Consider the following 22,160-nt stretch of genomic DNA (forward strand, 5'->3'; position numbering starts at 1 on the left):
AGCCGCATCCGACGATGCGGCTTTTTCTTTTTTAATGCATAAATATAGTGGGGCGTTTGTACCCCATTCGCCACAACGATCAACAGATAAACTATTAAAGCGCTAACCTTTCAGGTTTATAAAAACCGGAATATTAAAACGTAACGATCGCCCAATAAAACCGTGCCGTTCGGACATTGGTCGCTGCTTTTTTAACGATTTACTAAAGCCTCTCCTGTGCTTTGGCTAAGTTATTGTTATGTTACCGGGAATATATAAAAATCTTTAACCCTACCTCAACAAATCATGACATGCAAGCTCAAAACGCTTGTACTCATTGCCATGGCATTTATTGCCATTTCAAACACTGTACAAGCCCAAACCATTAACGGAAAAGTTGTTGGCAAAACCGGTATTGGCCTCACCGATACCTACCTTCACAAACCGGGAGCTCCTGATTCCGCAAAAACCAACGCCGATGGTATTTTTGCTTTGAACGCCAACAAGGGAGACTCTATCCTCATCACCAACAAAGTACTGAACCTCAACCTCTCTTTCGTTGCACCTTCGGCCGATAGCATCCTGATCAATGTAAAAGACAACAGCGAAATTGAAGTAGGCGCCTGGAAAATGGGCAACAGCCTGAAAGACACGATCAGCGGCCAAGCCCAAACCGTTGTCGACACGGCAAAGAAACAATCTACCGGTACGGATAGCGCCACAGCAGCAGCCGTGGCTGCGGCCGGCACCGACAGTACCGCAACGGGGCCTGTACAAACAACGCCCGCCGGCGACACCGTCCTGGTAAAAGGCAAAGTGGTCAACAGTGCCGGCGAACCGGTTCCTTCTGCCAGCCTTGAATACCCCGATGGAAAACTCTATACCGCAGGGGCAGACGGTAGCTTCGCAATTCCATTCATAAAAAATGCACGGGTCCGGGTGTCGAGCGTCGGCACAGCCGCGAGGGAGATTATTCTCGCGGATTCCGCGCAGGTATTAACTGTCCAGCTTCAGCAAACCTCACCGGAACAACTGGAAGAAGTAACCGTAACGGCACTCGGTATATCTAAGAAAAGCCGGTCCGTTGGTTATGCAGTGGCTGAAGTAAAAGGGAGCGAGATACAGACGGCAAAAGAAGTCAACTTCGTCAACAATCTGGCCGGCCGCGTAGCGGGTGTGCAGATCTCCACCAACAGCGGTTCTATGGGCGGTTCCAGCAAGGTAACGATCCGCGGGCCTAAATCCATTTTGGGTAACAATAATGCGATGTTCGTAGTAGACGGTATTCCTTTTTCCAATCCTAATACCAACAGCTACACCCAGCAAATCGGTGGCGGTGGATTTGACTATGGAAGTCCCATCCAGGATATCAACCCTGACGACATTGACCAGATCTCTGTACTGAAAGGTGCGGCCGCTACTGCTCTCTACGGAAGCCGCGGCGCGAATGGTGTGGTGTTGATCACTACTAAGAAGACAAACGGTTCTAAAAAGAACCTGGGCGTCAACTACAGCCTGAATGTGCAGACCGATAAAGTATATATTCTTCCGGATTATCAGAATAAATATGGCGGTGGTTCCAGGCCGACCTTTGATACGTTGTTTTACAATCAAAACCCCGAGCAGTTCCTGAACAGCAGCTCCCCTACTTTCAGCGATCCAGCTTTAGGCGGTTACGATCTGATGCCGGAGTTTGGTGTTGACGAATCATGGGGCCCGAGAATGGACGGCACACCCGTACGACACTACTGGTCTTTCGATAAAGACAAAGACAACCCTTACTTCGGACAGACAGCGCCCTGGTCTCCTCAACCGAATAACATCCGGGACTTCTTTCAAACCGGCGTGACTGTTACGAATAGCTTAAGCATTGGAGGCAACAATGATAAAGGCGCCTTCCGGATTGGACTCGCTGATACCCGCCAGCGCTTTGTGTTGCCCAACTCCAAATTGTCGCGAACGAATATTGGCGTTAACGGGAATTATAAAATCACTGATAACCTGACGGCATCCGCCGCAGTTCGATACTCGTACACAAAAGCGATGGGACGGCCCGGCACCGGATTCACCGGTCAGAATATGATGAATCTGTTCAGCGAATATGGTCAACGCCAGTGGGACATGGAGCGCATGAAAGATTATCAATATGCAGATGGCAGCCAGATCAGCTGGAACAGAACATCTTTTGATAACCCCACACCCCTGTTTGCCAATAACCCTTACTGGACACGTTACATGGAATACCAGAATGATGACCGCAACAGGCTGTTTGGTAATGTGGGGTTAGAGTACAAACCTTTGGACTGGTTATCGTTTACCGCACAAGCGTTCATGGACAGCTATACAGCGCTACAGGAAGAGCGCTCTGCTAAAGATTATTTTGCAGGAAGCTACACAAAGAACACTATTGATTTCCGTGAGATCAACTACATGTTCACTACGAATGTCAGGAAAGATTTGGGAGAGAAATTCAATATCGGCGCCACTTTGGGAGGCAACATCATGAAGCAGCAGACCCGCCTTTTCACAGGTGCCACTCCTGCCGGTGCCGGCCTGATCACGCCGGGTGTTTATACTTTGAATAACATCTCTGCTCCGCCGCTGATCACCGAAGCGTTTCCGCGCAAGCAGATCAATTCATTGTTTGGAACAGCAACGTTCGGTTACAACAACAGCATCTTCCTGGAGTTATCCGGAAGGAACGACTGGTCTTCCGCGCTCTATTCTGCCAACAACTCTTACTTCTATCCTTCAGCCTCAACATCGATCATTTTTTCCGACTGGCTTAAAGATGCTAAATGGCTGAGCTTCGGTAAAGTGAGAGCAGGTATTGCACAAGTGGGTAACGACACAGATCCTTACAATATTTTCCAGACCTACAGTGCCCCACAATTGTTTAACGGCACCCCTTACCTGACCGTGGATGACCTGAAACGCAATCTGAATCTTTTGCCTGAAAAAACAACAGAAAAAGAAGTAGGTATCGAAGCCAGATTCATTGACAACCGCGTGGGTGTTGACTTCACTTACTACGACCGCGTCACTAAGAACCAGATCATCCCTGTGAACGTTTCCCCTACATCTGGCTATGGCCAATACCTCATCAACGCCGGAAGCGTTAGTAACAAAGGTATAGAGCTGCGCCTGGAGGGAACACCGGTAAGAAGCGAATCCTTTACCTGGAACATTGCAGTAAACTTCTCCAAGAACACCAACAAAGTGCTTGACCTGGCACAGAACGGAGAAAACGTGGTGGATCAGATCACGATCGGTACTGAGCGACGCCTTAACCAGGTGTCTGTTGTGGCGAGACCGGGTCAATCTCTGGGTACACTGGTCGGATACGATTATACTTATCTGAACGGACAGCGGGTAATCGATACGTTGGGCCACTATGTGAAAACGCCTAATGTGGTGTCGCTGGGTAATGTTTATCCCGATTACGTAGGCGGTATATCCAATACCTTCAACTACAAAGGTATTGCTTTGAGCGCCCTGGTAGATTTCAGCAAAGGAGGCAAGTTCTTCTCTTATACCAATATGTATGGGCTCTATTCCGGATTATTAGCGGAAACAGCAGAAGGCAATATTCGCGAAGATGGAGTAACTGTGTCGGGTGTATTAGCAGATGGAACGCCCTACAGCAAAACCATTCCCGCTATCGACCATTTCAAAAACAATTTTGGAAGAAATATTAATGCGGCCAATGTATATGACGCCAGCTATATTTATTTAAGAGAAGTAACGCTGGGTTATTCGCTTCCTCAAAAATGGGCAGAGCGGATCAGCGCCGATAATATCACCCTGTCTCTGTATGGTCGTAATTTGTGGTTGATCAAATCGAACGCACCCAACCTCGATCCTTCCAACATCACGAATGGTACAGGTAACATCCAGGGCCTTGAGGGAGGTGCTCTGCCTTCCATCCGATCGATGGGGATCAACCTCAGCATCGGCTTTTAATGCACATCTGAAAAGAGATTTAAAATGAAACAGAGCATGAAATTTTCTCACTCAAGGAAATAAAAATGCGATGTTTTTTCGACCACTGAAAACATAAAATATTTACGAATGAAATTATCATTGAATAAACTACTGATCCCGCTGGTATCATTAACTATATGCTCTTGCAATAAGTTTGATGAACTGAATACCAACCCGATCCTGCCCTCCACCGCTTCGCCCGATCAACTGATCTTGTCGGCAGAAAAAAGCGCGATGGATATTTTGTACAATTCTATTGTGAACAACAGAGTCGGCATGCATTGGGCTCAATATTGGTCCGCCACTGATAAAGAAGAGAACAGCCGTTTCTTTTTGGACGAAGGGAGTAATTCTACTTTATGGTCGCTTTACAACCGTTCTTTAAAAGATCTGAAAGAGATTGAAAGAATTAATGAGAATGCGGCATTGCCCGACCTGGTGCCGAATCAGAACGCTATCTCGGGGATTCTGCAGGTATGGTTGTTCCATACTTTGGCCGATGCTTATGGCAACATTCCTTACACACAAGCGTTGAATGATGAACAGCCGACTCCGACGTATGATGATGCCAGCACGATTTACACCGACCTCATCAAGCGACTCAATGAATACCAGAGCACACTGGATTCTGCGGGCGGCACTTACTCTTCCGGAGAGGCCATCTATAACGGCGATCCTCTTAAATGGAAAAAGCTGGCTAACTCGCTGATCGTTCGCATTGCGATGCGCATGAGCGACGAAAAGCCTGAAGAAGCCAAAGCGGCCATCCAGACTGCAGTAGCAAATGGTGTTATTACATCCTCTGCGGATCAGGCATTGTTTCCTTACACCAGCCAGGCACCCAATCAATATCCTTATAATGATGTAGCCCGCGCATTGACAGAATTTGTAGTGAGTGAAACATTGGTCAACTACCTCAGATCTGTTGACGATCCGCGCCTGGCCATATATGCCCGGCCCGCGCAGGCTTCGGACAGCATTGTAGGCAAACCTTACGGTGCGGGTACGCAAACAGCCAGCGATGCGCAGAAATATTCTATTCCCGGAACTCGAGTGTATGGAGCAGACTTCCCGGGTATCTTAATGACTGCATCCGAGATGAACTTTCTTTTAGCTGAAGCAACGGAAAGAGGCATGTCTGTGGGTGGTGATGCAGCAACCTTTTATGAACAAGGGATCAGGGAAAGTATGAGTTTTTGGAGAGTGCCCGATTCGACCGCTTCTGCTTATATAGCATCAGTACCTTACAACAGCGGTGACTGGAAGAATGTGATCGGCACACAGAAGTGGATTGCTATGTATATGCAAGGCCTTCAGGCCTGGTTTGAAAGAATCAGGTTGAGCTTTAAGAAACCTGACGGCAGTGAACTGTTTATAGCACCTGTTGCCGGCTCACTCGATCCTAATGTATCGTTCCTGCCTACGCGCCTAACTTATCCGGTAGCAGAAACGAATACCAATAGCAGCAACAAAGACGCGGCAGCACAAGCTATCGGAGGTGATAAAAAAAGCACGAAGCTTTGGTGGCAACCTTAGTCATGTTTCATTGTATAAATAAAAAAAATGCCCGGCCGATTCATTAAAGCCGGGCATTTTTATGACACGTCATTTATCGTTCTGAATAGAACATGTAAAAAAATTAACCGTCTGTTCAACATTTTTAAAAAATGTTTGTTCTATATTTACATTTTTCTAACGCATCCTGCAACAGCAACAAACGAGGGGCCTGGTCTGGTTTTCATTGATGTTACTGCGCAGATCAAAACATAGTATTCGCCGACTTACAAGTGTTGTAACAAACATTATGAATCGACTCGTACAAATTTTACTTCTTCTTACTTTACTCTTTGGTAGCTCGTTCGAAACGATTGATATCGTGAGCGACCATCGCGCGGTCAAGTCGACCGACAAAAATCACCAGTCACCTAATAAGAATGATCACCAGGAAGTCGCGTTTGATGACGTGATCCTGATCAAATACCGGAACTTATCTTCAAAAACGGCCGCAGGAAAAAAATGTACTGCGTTCTACAGCATAGCAGGCGTAGCTATTACCGATAAGCGCCATGTGCTGCCTTCTTATATTTCCGCAAGCCCCAAACAAACTCCCGGCTTTGGCCATCTGCATCTCTACTATATTTATTGAGCTGCTATCCACCCGCTATTCTGAATGAATCTCCTGAGGCATGCAACTATCTGTTACATAAAGGCCTCTCCCCTGTTTTCTTATTTTCAAATGACACCGGATTGCCCTAATCCGACCTGACTTTCCTTTTCTTAAACTTCAATCATGACTAAACAAAAGATGTTATTTTCTTTAGCTGCCGGTATTGTGCTATTGGCGGGCTGCAAGAGTATGTCACAGGAAAAACTAAGTGGTGACCAGGACAAAGCCTACCCGATCATCTCTGTGAAGAAACGCGATACAACATTAAGCATTCCCTATGTGGCGGACATACAGGCCGGCAGAAACGTTGAGATCCATTCACGCATTGACGGTATACTGAGCAAGATCTATATCCATGAAGGACAACAAGTGAAGAAAGGCCAACTGCTGTTTAAGATTAACGACAGCGAGTTAAGAATTGAACTGAATAAAACCAATGCCGCTTACAAGAGTGCGGTAGCTGATGCCCGCGTGGCTCAGGTAGAGGTAGAACGCGTGAAAACACTGGTAGAAAAAGGCATCATCTCTAAAACTGAGCTAGACCTGGTAAGCGCCAAATACAAAGCGCTGATGGCAAAGGCCGATGTGGCGCTGGCAGACAAGAAAGCAGTGGAACAACGCATTGCTTATACCCGCGTCACTGCGCCATTTGATGGCATTGTAGACCGTATTCCTTTGAAAGAAGGAAGCCTGATCACCACCAGTTCTTTCCTGACCACCCTCTCTGATATCAGCACGGTCTATGCCTATTTCAATATTTCCGAAAATGAATTTTTCCAGATACAGAACGGCCATGATAACCGTGAAAATATCCAGGCGATCAACCTGGTGCTGGCCGATGGCTCAAAGTATCCTTACTCCGGCCAACTGGAATCTGCGGAAAGCGAGATCGATAACAATACAGGAAGCATTGCATTTAAAGCACGCTTTATCAACCCGCAAAACCGGCTGCGACACGGCGCTTCAGGCAAACTCCTGATCACACGCCCGTTAAAAAATGCCATCTTACTGCCCCAAAAAACCGTTTTTGAGATCCAGGATAAGAACTATGTTTTTATAGTGGATAAAGACAACATTGTGCGGATGAAAAGTATCCGGATCTCCCAACGCCTTGCCGACTACTATGTAGTGATCGATGGGTTACAACCCAAAGACAAGATTATTTACGAAGGTATCCAAACGGTAAAGGAAGGTCAGAAGATCATACCCCGATCTGTTTAATCCATCCCTTTATAAATTGATTCCGGGCCGGCATCTACCTGGCCGGAGTGTAGCCTCTTTATTTTTATCTGAGAAAGAAAAACCATGGTTGAAACTTTTATAAGAAGACCCGTATTATCATTAGTCATCTCCATCATCATCACACTTATCGGCCTGCTGGCGCTCTTTACCCTCCCGATCACCCAGTTTCCTGATATTGTGCCGCCCTCGGTAGCAGTAACGGCGCGCTACACGGGTGCCAATGCCGAAGTATCTGTTAACGCCGTGGCGCTTCCGCTGGAGCGGGCGATCAACGGTGTACCCGGCATGACCTATATGTCGACAGTAACCGGTAATGATGGCGTTACCATGATCACGGTTTATTTTAAGGTGGGCACTGATCCCGACGTGGCTGCTGTAAACGTGCAAAACCGCGTCACTACTGTGTTAGACGAGTTACCTGAAGAAGTGATCAAGGCCGGTGTAACGACAGAGAAGGAAGTGAACAGCATGTTGATGTATCTCAACATCACCAGCGATGATAAAAATTCCGACGAAGACTTTATCTTCAATTTCACCGACATCAACGTACTGAAAGAACTGAAGCGGATTGATGGCGTAGGACGCGCTGAGATCATGGGCGCGAAAGACTATGCGATGCGCGTGTGGCTGAATCCTGAAAAGCTGCTGGCCTACAATGTTTCGACAGATGAAGTGATTGCCGCATTGCGGAGTCAGAACGTTTCTGCAGCACCGGGAAAAACGGGAGAAAGTTCAGGCAAGATCAAGAGTGACCTGCAATACGTTCTGCGTTATACGGGAAAATTTTCTGAGCCCAAAGAGTATGAAGATGTTGCCATCCGCTCTAATAGTGATGGGTCGATCCTGAAACTGAAAGATATTGCCGAAGTAGAATTCGGGGCGATGAGTTACAGCATGGTATCGAAGAGTGACGGGAAACCCGCCGCCTCGATCATGATCAAACAACGACCGGGATCCAATGCGAGTGAAGTGATCGACAATATCAAGGTTAAAATGGAAGAATTGAAAAGCTCGACCTTCCCTCCCGGCATGGACTACAGTTATGCATATGATGTGTCCCGCTTCCTGGATGCTTCGATCAGCGCGGTATTAAAAACGTTGGTGGAAGCCTTCCTGCTCGTGGGTATTGTGGTCTTCATCTTCCTCCAGGACTGGCGATCGACGCTGATTCCCGTGTTGGCAGTACCTGTCGCACTGGTGGGAACGCTGGCTTGCATGTCTATGCTCGACTTCTCCATCAACCTGCTCACTTTATTTGCATTGGTATTAGCGATCGGCATTGTGGTCGATAATGCGATCGTAGTCGTCGAAGCGGTCCATGTAAAAATGGTGGAAGAACACCTGCCCCCAATGGAAGCTACCATTGCGGCGATGAAAGAGATCACCGGTGCCATTATCGCCATCACGCTGGTTATGTCTGCCGTGTTTGTTCCTGTGGCCTTTTTAAGTGGTCCGGTGGGTGTGTTTTACCGCCAGTTCTCACTGACTCTGGCATTCTCCATTGTGATCTCCGGTATTAATGCACTCACCCTGACACCTGCCCTTTGTGCGATTATGCTCAAGCATACACCCGCAAAAAAGAAAGGTCTGTTGGGTAAATTCTTCAACTCCTTTAACAGGGGCTTTGACAAAACCACTGTTCGTTATCGTTCATTACTGAACCGCTTAGCGGGCAAGAGCGCCATCACGTTAACGATGCTGGCGGTATTCTTTGTGCTTACCTGGGGCGCAGGATCTGTATTGCCCGGCGGCTTTATTCCTACTGAAGACCAGGGTATGATCTACGTAAATGTCACCACACCGCAGGGCGCCACAGTTGAACGTACCGAGAAGATCCTTGACAATCTAACAGCATCAACTAAAGACATTCCCGAGATTGAAAGCGTCACAACCCTCGCGGGATACAGCCTGACGAACGAAATTGCGGGTGCCTCTTACGGCATGGGAATGATCAACCTGAAGTCATGGGACGACCGGGAAAGAAGTGCGGCTGCGGTCATCAAAGAAATTGAAAAGCGTACCGCAGGCCTGACCGATGCCAAGGTCGAAGTGTTTGACCCTCCTACTGTTCCGGGGTTTGGCAATACCAGTGGATTTGAATTGAGGTTGCTGAACAAAGGCGCGGGCAATATCACGGAGACATCAGACATCACTAAAGATTTCGTTGCAGCGATCAATAACACGCAGGAGGTGACGAATACCTTTACCAGCTTCGATGCTTCTTTCCCGCAATACCTCATCCATGTAGACTATGACATGGCCGCTAAGAAAAACGTGACGGTAGAGAATGCCATGAATACGTTGCAAACCTTGATGGGTAGTTATTATGCCACGAACTTTATTCGCTTCAATCAAATGTATAAAGTGATGGTACAGGCCAGTCCGCAGTACCGGGCCGAGCCGCGCGATGTGCTCAATCAGTATGTTAAAAACAGTAACGGAGAGATGGTACCTTTCTCTTCTTTTATAAGGCTGGAAAAGTTATATGGCCCCGAGCAACTGACACGTTACAACATGTTTACTTCCGCCATGATCAATGGCGAAGCGGCGCCAGGCTACAGCAGCAGCGACGCGATCAAAGCAGTGGAAAAGGTAGCGGCGGAACAGCTTCCGCGAGGATACGACTATGACTGGAGCGGAATGACGCGCGAAGAGATCCTTTCGGGCAACCAGGCCGTTTACATATTTGCCTTATGCCTGTTGTTTGTGTACCTGCTTCTGGCGGCTCAATATGAAAGCTTTTTACTTCCCTTACCGGTGATCCTGAGTTTGCCTGCGGGTATTTTCGGCTCCTTCATCTTCCTAAAGATAGCCGGGTTGGATAACAATATCTATGCGCAGGTGGCCTTGGTAATGCTGATCGGTTTGCTCGGGAAGAATGCCATCCTGATCGTTGAGTTTGCCATCCAACGCAGGAAAGAAGGACACCCTATCCTAGAGGCCGCAGTGGAAGGCGCCGCGCAAAGGTTGCGCCCCATCTTGATGACGTCCTTTGCCTTTATTGCCGGGCTGATTCCTTTGTGCCTCGCTTCAGGAGCGGGCGCTAATGGAAACCAGTCCATCGGTGTGGCAGCTGCAGGTGGCATGCTGATCGGAACCATCTTTGGTTTGCTGATCATCCCGGGCCTGTATGTATTATTTGCCCGGCTATCTGAAAGAAAAAAGAAGACGGTCGTGGCTATTGAACAATCCTTATCTGAATCTCAAAAAACAGAGCATGAGAAATAGACAACTAATTCTGCCAGGTATTGCCATTTCTTTACTAACAGTGGCATGTAACGCGCCGAAGGTGACGGCCGTGAAAACGGTAAAGCCATTACCTGAAGCGTATGAAGATAAACTTCCCATTGATTCCAATAATGTGGCCAGGCTCAATTTTAAGGATTTCTTCAGCGATCAGCAGCTCACCGATCTGATATCAAAGGTGCTGGCCAACAACCTGGATAATAAGATTGCAACGGAAAAAATAAAAATTGCCACCGCATATCTCGAAGCAAGACAAGCAGCATTACTCCCTTCTGTCACCGCAGGACTTCGCGCCTCTGGTACGCATTACGGCAAACATACGATGGAAGGAGTAGGCAATTTTGATACAAACCTTTCTGACAATATCGACAATAGCCAGCAGGTGCCCACGTTTATCACGCCAGATTATTGGCTCGGGCTGAGCGCTTCCTGGGAAATAGATCTCTGGGGTAAACTGAAGAATATGAAATCCGCTGCCATGGAGCGTTTCCTGGCTACCCAGCAAGGTAAAGACCTGCTCAACGCAGCGCTGGTGACTCATACGGCCACCTTATATTACGAGCTGATCATGCTTGACCGTGAGGTGGAGATACTGGAACGGAATATCGCCTTGCAGGAAAAAGCGCTGGAGGTAGTAAAGATTCAAAAGGAAGTAGGACGGGCGACAGAGCTGGCCGTGCTGCAGTTCAACGCCCAGTTGTCGAACACGAAAGCTTCGCTGTATAGCATCGAGCAGGAAATTGTTGCTACGGAAAATAAGCTGTTGGAACTAACCGGCGAATATGAAGGCACTATCAAACGCAGCAGCAGTATCAATACCAAATCCATCAACTACCTGGCGCGACATGGCAACCCTCGCCAGTTGCTGGAATTCAGGCCGGATATCCGTTCTGCTTTTCATGAATTGATCGCAAGTCATGCCGATGCGCAAGCGGCAAGGGCGGCCTTCTTTCCTTCCGTGTCTATCGGCGCGTACACAGGCTTAAGCACTTTCAATGCCGCCAAAATAGTGAGTCCTACTTCTATCGCCTACCAATTGCTGGGCAACCTGACGGCACCCGTTTTTCAGAAACGCCAGTTAAAAGCGAGCTTTAAAATAGCGACCGCCGAGCAGGAGATCGCTTTCTTAAATTATCAGAAGACCGTGAACGAAGCCTTCCAGGAGGTAAAAACATTATTGAGCTACATCGCTAATAACCAGAAGATCCTGAACGAAAAAAGGAAAGAAGTAACCGCCCTGGACAAAGGACTCCACGTATCGCAGGATCTGTATGTCACAGCCTACGCAAGCTACCTGGAGATCATCGCCGCACAGAAAAGCAAGATCAACGCTCAAATGGATCTCATCAAAACCGAGCGAAATCATGTGAATGTGCTGATCCAGTTGTACAAAGCTTTGGGAGGTGGCACTACCAATGCATTTCCTGACGCGAAAGGTTAGCTTTAGTTAGAAACGTTCTGAACAAATTTCAACTCCACACGTCTGTTGAGCATCTGGCCCTGAGAAGTGCTGTTGCTGGCCACAGGTTCTTTCTCCCCATAGTTATTTACATAGAGCTGGCCGGCGTTTACCTGCTGCCCCAGCAGGTAATTTTTTACAGCGTTAGCGCGCTGGAGAGACAGTCTTCTGTTAGTCGAAACACTGCCGGTGTTGTCTGTATATCCATCGATCTGCAAACCCAGTGAAGGGTAGCTATTCAGGTTTCTTGCTACAAATTGTAATGTATTATGATAGAAGGGTTGCACTTTCACTTCGCCCAACCTGAACATTACCTTTTCCAGTTGCATCGATAAAAGATTGTCGATCACTGCACGATCAGAGCCGGCCGTTTCCAGGTTTTTGGTCTGAACCACGGAAACCGACTCCTGGTCTTCTGCTAATGCCAGCTCAGCTTTTAACCGGGCAATCTCAGCCTCAAGACCATGAATGTCGTTTGCATCATAAACAAAAGAGGGATCCTGAGCAGCTAACTCTTTTTTCAAGCGTGCGATTTCCGCGTTCAGGAAACGGCTGCTATCCGGGCTCCCTGTTCCATTGTTATATTGAGCTAATTCCTCTCTGAGTGCGTCGATTTCCTTTTCCAGTTTTTTAGCTTGCCCTTTCGACACCAGCGCGTTGGTTCCGGCAACACCTACACTGGAAATGGCGCCATAAGTAATAAGCGATTTTTTAAGGTCGCTGATCTCTTCTTCAAGGTCACCGATCTGTTGTTGATACAATTCGCGGTTTTGTGATGAACGCGCAAGAGGCTGCGATGATGCAGCCTCTTTTCTTGTGTAAAAATTATTGGTTTCTGCCGCATCGGGATCATCCTCTCTTTTCTTAAACAATCCGAAAAAGGATCGCTTTTTCTCAGTTACCCGCGCTTCCGGAACAGCTTCTTGAGTTGCTGAAGAATCTTCTATTTCCATCTTTTTCTTCAGCTCTTGCAGCTGCAATTCTTTTTCTGCGAGTCTTTTCAACAGCGTATCTCTTTGCGCCTGTTTTTTCAACTGAGCCTCGCGTGGATCTACCACAACAGAATCAGTTTTTACCAAAGTGCGTGGAAGGGTAGAAATTCTGTTTACGGAACGGATCGTGTCGATCTTAACAGATGGGTTGCCCGATCCGGTGTAATTATTAATAGTGATGCTTACCGGAGCGATCTGTCCCTGGTGGTTTGCCAGCCTGATCGAATCTAATACTTTTTGTTTCTCCAGTTGCAGTAAGCGCGCTTCAAGTGCTTTTACTTCCAGCTCTTTTTTGATAATAGCAGAATCCATCCGCGCTTCATACCTTTCGTATCTCCTGTTATTTTCAGCAAGCAGCACATTGGTTCTTTCAGCAGCGGGGTTGTAGATATCCTGATCCTGCGAGCGGGTTGCACGACTAAATGTCTTAGCCAATCGCGAAGGACTTCCATAAGTAATAGGAATTCTAAGACCTGCATGGATATCAGCAGTTCTTGTCTTGTCATTGAATACCAACGATCCCAGATTGGACGAACCAAAATAGATGGGTCCTAAACGCATGGTAGCGCCGATATTCCATTTATCAAATTTATTGTAGGACACCGGGAAATATAAACCCAATACGCGGGACTCAAATCTTGGTGTAACAGCATAAGAAGCCTCTACATGCATCTTACGATCTGATTCCAATAATTTAAATGGCTGATAAGTCATCGCATGCAGGTAGAACCCTTTTACTAAATGAAGGTCGAACTGCGCGCTGTAGGCCGTCGGTAAAGACACTGTGTAAGAATTGTTACCGCTGGCCTCATACATCACTCTGCGTGATAGCATGGTATCAACGTCGTTAATATCTCTGATGCGGTATTGTTTCAGATTCCAGTCAGCAATATTCGCGGAGAAGTCGTTATTGTACTCACTTTTCTTGAAAGTAAGCTTACCGGCATCCATGATCGAGAAGCCGACTTTAAAGGTATATTTGTTTTTATCCCTGCGCAGTCTTTCTTCAGACTCGGGGTTCAGGTACTTGAAACGGTCTATTTTCCCGCGGTATTCGTATACGATACCTGCATTCCAACCAAACCCTTCGGCTTCCGGCCGCAGTGACCGCAAAGACGCGGATTTGAACATATCAAAACCGAGCTTTTCACCATGGCCATACCGTGCATAAGGAGTGCTTGCGTTGACAGTGTTTTTATCCGAGAAGCTTAGAGACAGTTCGTCCGCCTGAAAGTAGCCGGAAGCCACGCCACCAATATATTTGGCGGTGAAGGCTGCCTTAACGAAGTGTTCATCCTGATCTAATAAAACGCGTCCGTAGGTGAATCCGACATCTAACCAATTTAGCACATTCATATCGATCCCGCTCAGATCCATAGTCCGGCCATAAAAAGCCGCATCATCAAACCTTCTGTAAGCGAGACGTGCGAAGTCTTGGTTCAGGTTGTTAACGGTCACACCTGTTCTGTTGGCGATATTTAATGCGATGGCTGATTTTTTACCTGTCGTCAACATAAATGACAGTGGAGCCATCACGCGGTTATTCAAGCGTATATTTACCTTTTCATTGGCACTTAATTTAGTTTCGTGTAGTAAATCACGACGTACAAGTGACCAATCTTTATATTTATCTTTGAAGAACGAACCTTTGATCAAAGCATCTCTCTTAACTGCCAGGTAGTTGTTGGAGTAATAATTGCTCACACCGATAAGATTGAGATCGAACTTTAAACGGCTGTCCACGATACTTGCTGGATTAAGGGTCATTCCCGTAACTCCGGCATAATTACCTGTACCTAAGCCTAATAAGTCCTGGCTTTGCCCGATCAGGGAGCAGCTCATAAAGACAGTCGATAGTAATACATATTTCCTCATAAATTCACTTTTTTAATGATCTGGTTATTACCGATCGGAACATCTTCATTCCGGCTCTGGTAAAGAGGAATGACAAAATGCGCCGGTCGCATTAGTAGATGCACAGTAATACCAAGGTATCGCTGTTCATCAGATACATTAGCTAATACAATTGAGTCGTCAACTGTTCTAACTGTTCATTTAGAGGGGAATATTTGAAAACACCCGGGTGTTTAATCAGGTGTATGAATTTGTTAGCTATTTTGTTAATATACGAAAAAAAATTGATATAGCAAAATCTATGATCAATTTTCCTTTAAGTAGTTAGTTAGTAAGATAAAAAAACCCTCCAGTGCTTTCGAACGTATCGAAAAACTGAAGGGCATTTAAAAATAAGAATGGCAGCTACCTACTCTCCCGCATTGTGGTGCAGTACCATCGGCCTTAAGGGGCTTAACTTCTCTGTTCGGTATGGGAAGAGGTGAACACCCTTGGTATAACCACCATAAAATCTTGAGTTGATAAGTTTATATGTTTATAAGTTGATAAGCAATATTTCCTTGTTACCATTTCAACTTCTAAACCTGTCAACTAAAATAAGATTAACATATTGGAAAAACTAAAAAATTAGAAGAGTACCTAACATAATAAAATTAAAGCGTACGGGCAATTAGTACTACTCGGCTTTGATGTTACCACCTTTACACCTGTAGCCTATCAACGTAATAGTCTCTTACGGCCCTTAAAAGTAAACTCATCTTGAGATAGGTTTCACGCTTAGATGCTTTCAGCGTTTATCCTGTCCGTACTTAGCTACTCAGCATTGCACCTGGCGGCACAACTGATACACCAGCGGTACGTACGACCCGGTCCTCTCGTACTAAGGTCATGTTCTCTCAATTTACTAACGCCCACCACAGATAGGGACCGAACTGTCTTGCGACGTTCTGAACCCAGTTCACGTGCCACTTTAATCGGCGAACAGCCGAACCCTTGGGACCTTCTCCAGCCCCAGGATGTGACGAACCGACATCGAGGTGCCAAACCTCCCCGTCGATATGAGCTCTTGGGGGAGATCAGCCTGTTATCCCCGGAGTACCTTTTATCCTTTGAGCGACGGCCCTTCCATACAGAACCGCCGGATCACTTTAGCCGACTTTCGTCCCTGCTCGGCCTGTTTGCCTCACAGTCAAGCTCCCTTTTACTAATGCGCTCTTCGTACGATTACCAACCGTACTGAGGGAACCTTTGCAAGCCTCCGTTACTCTTTAGGAGGCGACCACCCCAGTCAAACTACCCACCATGCACTGTTTCCACTTTAAGTGGATTAGATTCTAAATCAAAGAAGGTTGGTATTTCAACGACCGCTCCACAATGGCTGGCGCCACCGCTTCATAGCGTCCCAACTATTCTACACATCCGTAATTCAAAATCAATGCAAAGTTGTAGTGAAGGTTCACGGGGTCTTTCCGTCCCGTGGCGGGTAACCGGCATCTTCACCGATACTACAATTTCACCGGGCTCGTGGAGGAGACAGCGTTCAACTCATTAGACCATTCGTGCAGGTCGGAACTTACCCGACAAGGAATTTCGCTACCTTAGGACCGTTATAGTTACGGCCGCCGTTTACTGGGGCTTCAGTCAGGAGCTTTGACTTGCGTCGAACACCCTTCCTTAACCTTCCAGCACCGGGCAGGTATCAGGCTCTATACGTCATCTTTCGATTTTGCAGGGCCCTATGTTTTTGTTAAACAGTTGGTTGAACCATTTTACTGAGACCATCCGAAGATGGTACGCTTTATCCCGAAGTTACAGCGTCAATTTGCCTAGTTCCTTCTCCACGGCTCACCCGAGCGCCTTAGAATACTCATCCCGTCTACCTGTGTCGGTTTGCGGTACCGGCCGCTATGCTCGCTTTTCTTGGAAGAACTTTCACACCTGCGCTTCACCCGAAGGATCCACTCAGCTAATCCGTCAGCTTATGGTGCTAGCATTCTCCGTCACTTTTAATGCATAGTGGGCGCAGGAATATTAACCTGCTTTCCATCGTCTACCCCCTTCGGGTTTGACTAAGGACCGGGCTAACCCTGATCCGATTAACGTTGATCAGGAACCCTTAGACTTTCGGCGATAAGGTTTTTCACCTTATTTATCGTTACTTATGCCTACATTTTCTTTTCTAACCGCTCCAGCATACGTCACCGTACACCTTCGACGCAGTCAGAATGCTCCCCTACCGATATACCACCTAGTGGCAATCATAGAGCTTCGGTTCATAGTTTAATACCCGATTATTTTCCGCGCAGAGCCTCTCGACCAGTGAGCTGTTACGCACTCTTTAAATGAATTGCTGCTTCCAAGCAAACATCCTGGCTGTTATAGAAGCTCTACATCGTTTGATTAACTTAACTATGCATTGGGGACCTTAGCTGCTATTCTGGGTTATTTCCCTCTCGGCCACGGACCTTAGCGCCCGCAGCCTCACTCCCGGTAAACATCTGTTAGCATTCGGAGTTTGTCAGGGTTTGGTAGGCGGTGAAGCCCCCTAGCCCAATCAGTAGCTCTACCTCTAACAGACTTTATAAACCGAGGCTGTTCCTAAAAACATTTCGGGGAGAACGAGCTATCTCTCAGTTTGATTGGCCTTTCACCCCTATCCACAGGTCATCCCAAGACTTTTCAACGTCAACGGGTTCGGTCCTCCAGTGTGTGTTACCACACCTTCAACCTGCCCATGGATAGATCACAAAGTTTCGCGTCTACCCCCACTGACTAAGCGCCCTGTTGGGACTCGCTTTCGCTACGGCTCCGTTAGTCTTAACTTAACCTCGCCAGTGAGGAGTAACTCGTAGGCTCATTATGCAAAAGGCACGCCGTCACAACATAAATGCTGCTCCGACCGCTTGTAGGCGTACGGTTTCAGGTACTATTTCACTCCCTTATTTAGGGTGCTTTTCACCTTTCCCTTACGGTACTGGTTCACTATCGGTGTCTGAGGAGTATTTAGCCTTACCAGATGGTGCTGGCAGATTCAAGCAGGATTCCTCCGGTCCCGCCCTACTCAGGATACCGCTCGTCCCTGTCAATTTACGCTTACGCGGCTTTCACGCTCTATGGCTTAATTTTCCAAAAAATTCAGCTTGATGACAGTTTCTAAATGCGGTCCTACAACCCCACAGCAGCACGCCGCTGTGGTTTAGGCTCTTCCCCGTTCGCTCGCCACTACTTAGGGAATCATTGACTTATTTTCTTTTCCTCCGCCTACTTAGATGTTTCAGTTCAGCGGGTTGGCTTCCCGGAACAAGTCCGGGATAATATACCTTCAGTATATTAGGTTGTCCCATTCGGAGATCCAGGGATGTAATACTCGTGTGCAGTTCCCCCTGGCTTTTCGCAGCTTACCACGTCCTTCATCGCCTCTCAGACCCAAGGCATCCACCATACGCCCTTAATTGCTTTAAAAAAGTTTATAAAACTTAATTAATATGAGGCCAGCATCGCTGCTGGACTTTATTTTTAGTTTGTTGTAGTTGTTACCCGACCACATTGCTTCAGACCAACCAAAAAAATGGTGATTTCTACAATTATGATCGATAAACTTGTTAGGTACTCTCCTAACAATATTTTTTTCCAATATGTCAAAGAACTTTTAATCCCCATCCCCTAAAGGGGAATGTTGATTTTAGTTGATAATTTGGTTACGAACCAGCAGGCCTTAATGCCATTATCATATTTAAAGAACTTTTCAACCCGTTAACCTGTCAACTCTTTACCGTCAACCGTCAACTTTGTAAAGTGGAGGATATCGGAGTCGAACCGATGACCCTCTGCGTGCAAGGCAGATGCTCTAGCCAACTGAGCTAACCCCCCATACGAGAGTTGGTAGTTGGTAGATGACAGATGACAGAATCTTACTGCCAACTATCCGCTGTCAACCGTCAACTTCAGTAGACCCGACCAGATTTGAACTGGTGACCCCTACATTATCAGTGTAGTGCTCTAACCAGGCTGAGCTACGGATCTGTTTACCCAAACCCCTAATGGGGCTTTGAGATCGCGCCTCCGTAAACCCTCGGGCTTGTTTTAATTATATAAAGAACTTCCTTGTCTTTGTCCATGGTCCATTGACCATCATCCATCGACAATAATAAGATTGAAAGAAAAGGAAACAATAGCACCGGTAAGTGCTTGCTCTAAAAAGGAGGTATTCCAGCCGCACCTTCCGATACGGCTACCTTGTTACGACTTAGCCCCAATTACCAGTTTTACCCTAGGCAGCTCCTTGCGGTTACCGACTTTAGGTACACCCGGCTTTCATGGCTTGACGGGCGGTGTGTGCAAGGTCCGGGAACGTATTCACCGTATCATTGCTGATATACGATTACTAGCGATTCCAGCTTCACGCAGTCGAGTTGCAGACTGCGATCTGAACTGAGAGAAGGTTTTTGAGATTAGCTTCATATCACTATGTTGCGACTCTTTGTCCTCCCCATTGTAGCACGTGTGTAGCCCTGGGCATAAAGGCCATGATGACTTGACATCATCCCCTCCTTCCTCACGTCTTACGACGGCAGTTTCACTAGAGTTCCCAGCGTTACCTGATGGCAACTAGTGATGGGGGTTGCGCTCGTTGCGGGACTTAACCCAACACCTCACGGCACGAGCTGACGACAGCCATGCAGCACCTTGCTTTGTGTCTATTGCTAGAAAAACCACTTTCATGGTTCGGCACTCGCATTCTAGCCCAGGTAAGGTTCCTCGCGTATCATCGAATTAAACCACATGCTCCACCGCTTGTGCGGACCCCCGCCAATTCCTTTGAGTTTCAACCTTGCGGTCGTACTTCCCAGGTGGGATACTTAATGCTTTCGCTCAGACACACACAGTGTATCGCGTATGTCGAGTATCCATAGTTTAGGGCGTGGACTACCAGGGTATCTAATCCTGTTTGATCCCCACGCTTTCGAGCCTCAGTGTCAATATATGTGTAGCCAGCTGCCTTCGCAATTGGTGTTCTATGTCATATCTAAGCATTTCACCGCTACATGACATATTCCGCTAACCTCCACAATATTCAAGACTACCAGTATCCACGGCAGTTTCCGAGTTAAGCTCGGAGATTTCACCACGGACTTGGCAACCCACCTACGCTCCCTTTAAACCCAGTGAATCCGGATAACGCTTGCACCCTCCGTATTACCGCGGCTGCTGGCACGGAGTTAGCCGGTGCTTATTCATATGGTACCGTCAGTCGAGAAAGAATTCCCTTTTTTCGTCCCATATAAAAGAAGTTTACAATCCAGAGGACCTTCATCCTCCACGCGGCATGGCTGGTTCAGAGTTTCCTCCATTGACCAATATTCCTTACTGCTGCCTCCCGTAGGAGTCGGGCCCGTGTCTCAGTGCCCGTGTGACTGGTCGTGCTCTCACACCAGTTAATGATCGTAGGCTTGGTGGGCCGTTACTCCGCCAACTACCTAATCATACGCACACCCGTCTTCTAGCGTGTTGCCACTATAATATTAATAAGATGCCTCATCAACATGTTACGGGGTATTAATCCAAGTTTCCCTGGGCTATCCCCCACTAAAAGGAAGGTTGTGTACGTGTTCCGCACCCGTTTGCCGGTCGTCATCAGTCCGAAGACCATGTTACCCCTCGACTTGCATGTATTAAGCCTGCCGCTAGCGTTCATCCTGAGCCAGGATCAAACTCTCCGTTGTAAATGAGTTTGATTTACTGACTTGTTGTATTTACTCTAAAGAGAAAATTAAACGTGTCAAAAAATCCAAATGTTATTTGCTTTTTGACTTACCTTTCGTGTCCTACTTTTTCAAGTAGAAATTGATTGTGCTATTGCTTCCAAACTTTCAAAGAACTTTACCTTACTCTAAACCCTCTACAAAAAAGGGGAAGAACAAAGTATTTGCTGATAACATGGTTACGAACCATCAGACCTTTATGTCATTATCAAAGTATCTAAAGAACTACGCCACTTTTAAGGCACACAGAAAACTATCACCACCCAGAATCTATTGATACCAGCGGCTCTCAACCACTTCAGCGCCTCTTCACGCTTCGATCACCTTATGTAACTTTTGAAGAACTTAAACGACCCTAAGTTGATGTCGTTTTTCGATTGGGATTGCAAAGGTAAACTTATTTTTGAATCTGCCAAATTTTTTCAAAACTTTTTTCGAAAAATTTTACCGCTTCAACACCTTTACAAGAACTGCCGATCTCTAAAATCGGACGGCAAAGATACAACGTTTTTTTCAAAACTAACCAAAACTTTTTTTCTTTTTTTTCAAAAAGAACAGCAACGCTGCAAGCCGGCAAATAAGCGGATGATCACCTGAAATAACCATCATTATTTATTGAACCTCACCTCTTTAATTACTTCTTTTTCAGAGAACTTACCGCCGCTTCGTCGCTAACGGGGTGCAAATATAGAACTATATTTCAAACCGCAAAACTTTTACCTGATTTATTTTTAAAAAAACTCATTTTCTTTTCAATTCCCTGTCCGAGTTCGATTGCTAAGGGCTCAAAGCCTTGTCAGGTCAAGGTTTTGTCGGGCACTTATACCATCTTTGCGCACTAAAAACGAATACGCTTCATGATAAGAATTAATAAGGAACACGCTTTCCCCGTTGAGGACACTTTATTTAGCCTGGCGCTTCAATCGGAAGCAGCCGAAGTTTTTGAAGGTTACCATACGGTGATCACCGGGATCGGTAAAGTGAATGCGGCTTATGAACTGACAAAAGCGATTCACCTAAAGCGTCCGCGGCTGATCGTCAACCTGGGCTCTGCCGGAAGCGATTGCTTTCAAAAAGGAGATGTGGTGTGCTGCACGCAGTTTGTACAAAGAGATATGGATGTGCGCGGGCTGGGATATGCGCTGTATGAAACACCGCTTTCTGGCCTCCCTCCCCTTCTTCATTATGGACTGGAAATGGAAGGATTGCCTACCGGCATTTGCGGCACAGGCGATAGTTTTGAAATGGGACATCGCGCTACGATCTATAATGTGGTAGATATGGAGGCCTATGCCCTGGCTATGATTGCGATGAAAGAGCAGATTCCTTTTTTATGCCTGAAGTATATCTCTGACGGAGCGGACGACAACGCAGCAGAAGACTGGACCATTCAAGTGCATCAGGCAGCGATGGCCTACGGCACGCTATTACAACTGAACAAGAATAAGATCTTTCAGGACCAGTAATTACTATTG

General features: G+C 46.7%; 8 protein-coding genes, 2 tRNA genes and 3 rRNA genes. 7 read left to right on the forward strand and 6 right to left on the reverse strand.

All coding sequences use genetic code 11. From position 1 onward, the window contains the following. Positions 1-285: 285 nt before the first annotated feature. The 6 genes from ACU37H_RS05270 (at position 286) to ACU37H_RS05295 (ending at position 12,059) form a co-directional block, all read left to right on the forward strand. Entirely contained in the window at positions 286-3,942 is a 3,657-nt protein-coding gene (locus ACU37H_RS05270; protein ID WP_472703315.1) for a SusC/RagA family TonB-linked outer membrane protein, read from the forward strand. A gap of 108 nt (positions 3,943-4,050) precedes the next feature. Then, entirely contained in the window at positions 4,051-5,499 is a 1,449-nt protein-coding gene (locus ACU37H_RS05275; protein WP_472703316.1) for a SusD/RagB family nutrient-binding outer membrane lipoprotein, read from the forward strand. A 268-nt stretch (positions 5,500-5,767) separates the two neighbouring features. After that, entirely contained in the window at positions 5,768-6,109 is a 342-nt protein-coding gene (locus ACU37H_RS05280; RefSeq protein ID WP_472703317.1) for a hypothetical protein, read from the forward strand. A gap of 144 nt (positions 6,110-6,253) precedes the next feature. Next, positions 6,254-7,351 (forward strand): efflux RND transporter periplasmic adaptor subunit, encoded by a 1,098-nt coding sequence (locus ACU37H_RS05285; protein WP_472703318.1) that lies wholly within the window; start codon positions 6,254-6,256, stop codon positions 7,349-7,351. An 84-nt stretch (positions 7,352-7,435) separates the two neighbouring features. Beyond that, positions 7,436-10,600, forward strand: a complete 3,165-nt coding sequence (locus tag ACU37H_RS05290) for an efflux RND transporter permease subunit (protein WP_472703319.1) — start codon at positions 7,436-7,438, stop codon at positions 10,598-10,600. After that, entirely contained in the window at positions 10,590-12,059 is a 1,470-nt protein-coding gene (locus ACU37H_RS05295) for a TolC family protein (protein ID WP_472703320.1), read from the forward strand. The genes ACU37H_RS05290 and ACU37H_RS05295 overlap by 11 nt, the downstream gene beginning before the upstream one ends. 2 nt (positions 12,060-12,061) lie before the next feature. Here ACU37H_RS05295 and ACU37H_RS05300 read toward each other — a convergent pair whose 3' ends face one another. From ACU37H_RS05300 to ACU37H_RS05325, 6 genes are all read right to left on the reverse strand, one after another. Then, a complete protein-coding gene (locus tag ACU37H_RS05300; RefSeq protein WP_472703321.1) occupies positions 12,062-14,944 on the reverse strand; it encodes a DUF5723 family protein in 2,883 nt (960 codons plus the stop codon). 375 nt (positions 14,945-15,319) lie between these two features. Further along, positions 15,320-15,431 (reverse strand): 5S ribosomal RNA (rrf, locus tag ACU37H_RS05305). A 142-nt stretch (positions 15,432-15,573) separates the two neighbouring features. Further along, positions 15,574-18,385 (reverse strand): 23S ribosomal RNA (locus tag ACU37H_RS05310). A 334-nt stretch (positions 18,386-18,719) separates the two neighbouring features. Then, a tRNA-Ala gene (locus ACU37H_RS05315) sits at positions 18,720-18,793 on the reverse strand. Between the two features lie 78 nt (positions 18,794-18,871). After that, a tRNA-Ile gene (locus tag ACU37H_RS05320) sits at positions 18,872-18,946 on the reverse strand. A 174-nt stretch (positions 18,947-19,120) separates the two neighbouring features. Beyond that, positions 19,121-20,646, reverse strand: a 16S ribosomal RNA gene (locus tag ACU37H_RS05325). The 16S, 23S and 5S rRNA genes sit together here with 2 tRNA genes alongside, the layout of an rRNA operon. Positions 20,647-21,542: 896 nt before the next feature. Here ACU37H_RS05325 and ACU37H_RS05330 point away from each other — a divergent pair. Continuing rightward, on the forward strand, positions 21,543-22,151 hold the full coding sequence (locus ACU37H_RS05330; RefSeq protein ID WP_472705896.1) for a 5'-methylthioadenosine/S-adenosylhomocysteine nucleosidase family protein: 609 nt from the start codon (positions 21,543-21,545) through the stop codon (positions 22,149-22,151). The last annotated feature ends 9 nt before the right edge of the window (positions 22,152-22,160 follow it).

The sequence above is a fragment of the Niabella sp. ZPM-14 genome, assembly GCF_055693045.2.

Bases quoted from the DNA above. Each gene is read 5' to 3' on its own strand.
- ACU37H_RS05270 (WP_472703315.1), top strand. From the start codon at position 286: ATGACATGCAAGCTCAAAACGCTTGTACTCATTGCCATGGCATTTATT.
- ACU37H_RS05275 (WP_472703316.1), top strand. From the start codon at position 4,051: ATGAAATTATCATTGAATAAACTACTGATCCCGCTGGTATCATTAACT.
- ACU37H_RS05280 (WP_472703317.1), top strand. From the start codon at position 5,768: ATGAATCGACTCGTACAAATTTTACTTCTTCTTACTTTACTCTTTGGT.
- ACU37H_RS05285 (WP_472703318.1), top strand. From the start codon at position 6,254: ATGACTAAACAAAAGATGTTATTTTCTTTAGCTGCCGGTATTGTGCTA.
- ACU37H_RS05290 (WP_472703319.1), top strand. From the start codon at position 7,436: ATGGTTGAAACTTTTATAAGAAGACCCGTATTATCATTAGTCATCTCC.
- ACU37H_RS05295 (WP_472703320.1), top strand. From the start codon at position 10,590: ATGAGAAATAGACAACTAATTCTGCCAGGTATTGCCATTTCTTTACTA.
- ACU37H_RS05300 (WP_472703321.1), bottom strand. From the start codon at position 14,944: ATGAGGAAATATGTATTACTATCGACTGTCTTTATGAGCTGCTCCCTG.
- ACU37H_RS05330 (WP_472705896.1), top strand. From the start codon at position 21,543: ATGATAAGAATTAATAAGGAACACGCTTTCCCCGTTGAGGACACTTTA.